The following is a 1,321-nucleotide window of genomic DNA, read 5'->3' as shown; positions in this document are numbered from 1 at the left end:
TGAATCACGCCGGGTTCCGTGGAGGCTATTTGGTTTAAGTCAGGCCACCACCGAGGTGGCCTGACTGGCGAGTTGCCGGTAGTAGTTTTCCTCAGCTTCTGCCGGCGGAATGTACCCGATGGGCTCCAGTAGTCTGTGATGGTTAAACCACGACACCCATTCGAGGGTGGCCAATTCCAGGGATTCCTTGGTTTTCCACGGTGCCCGGCGATGGATCAACTCGGCCTTGTACAAGCCGTTGATGGTCTCGGCCAAGGCGTTGTCGTAGCTATCCCCACGACTGCCCACCGAGGGCTCAATTCCGGCATCGGCCAGCCGCTCAGAGTAGCGAATTCCGACGTATTGAGACCCCCTGTCGGAATGGTGGGTCAACGTCCCATTGCATTCGGGTCGGCGGGCGTACAGCGCCTGTTCCAGCGCATCCAGAACGAAGTCCGTGCGCATCGAACTGCTGACCCGCCAACCGACGATACGCCGGGCGTACACATCAATGACGAAGGCCACGTACTGCCAACCCTGCCACGTCGATACGTATGTAAAGTCACTGACCCAAAGTTGGTTTGGCCGCTCGGCACGGAACTGCCGATTGACGCGGTCCAGCGGACATGGCGCCTTGGCATCGCTGATCGTGGTGCGAACCACTTTGCCGCGCATCACGCCTCGCAGCCCCAGGCGACGCATCAGCCGCTCGACGGTACAACGCGCCACGCTCGTCCCCTCACGCGCCAGTTGGCGCCAGACCTTGACGGCACCGTAGACCTGCATATTGGCCTGCCAGACGCGCTGTATTGCTGGCATGAGGGTGTCTTCACGGCATGCCCTGGCACAGCGCTTGTGCGGCTCGCGCAGCAGTGCCGCGTGGCGCCGATATCCTGACGGGGCGACCTGCAATACCTTGCAGATCGGCTCGACCCCGAAGGTGTCGCGATGCTTGTCGATGAAGTCCCTCAGGACTTGAGTCGGCGGTCGAGCTCCGCCTGGGCGAAAAACGCGCTGGCCAGCTTGAGGATCTCGTTGGCCCGGCGCAACTCTTTGTTCTCACGCTCCAGTTCCTTGACCCGTTGCGTCTCGCTGGTCGTGACGCCTTCACGCACACCGGAATCGACTTCCGCGCGTTTGATCCAGTCCAGCAGCGTTTGCGGCACGCAGCCGATTTTTGGCGCAATGGATTGCACAGCGGCCCACAAAGAGGGGTATTCCCCACGGTGCTCTTGCACCATGCGCACTGCGCGCTCACGGACTTCGGGAGAGAACTTGTTGGACTTATTCATGGCTTCATCATCTTAAGAGTTGATGCCTCCACGAAACCCGGTGTGATTCA

At 60.5% G+C, this 1,321-nt stretch carries 1 protein-coding gene and 1 other annotated feature; the gene reads right to left on the bottom strand.

Features of this window, described 5'->3' with window-relative positions; translation table 11 throughout:
• Positions 1–39: 39 nt before the first annotated feature.
• A protein-coding gene (locus GVL12_RS25660) for an IS3 family transposase (protein WP_159918379.1) occupies positions 40–1,271 on the bottom strand; the annotation gives its coding sequence in 2 pieces (ribosomal slippage) (positions 40–980 and positions 980–1,271; 1,233 coding nt in all).
• Positions 877–993, bottom strand: a sequence feature (AL1L pseudoknot). Its footprint overlaps the gene before it by 117 nt.
• Positions 1,272–1,321 lie beyond the last annotated feature (50 nt).

Source organism: Pantoea sp. 18069, assembly GCF_902706035.1.
Classification (GTDB): domain Bacteria; phylum Pseudomonadota; class Gammaproteobacteria; order Burkholderiales; family Burkholderiaceae_C; genus Comamonas.
Note: the sequence above shows the minus strand (reverse complement) of the source record. Positions and strands in the feature narration are given on the sequence as shown.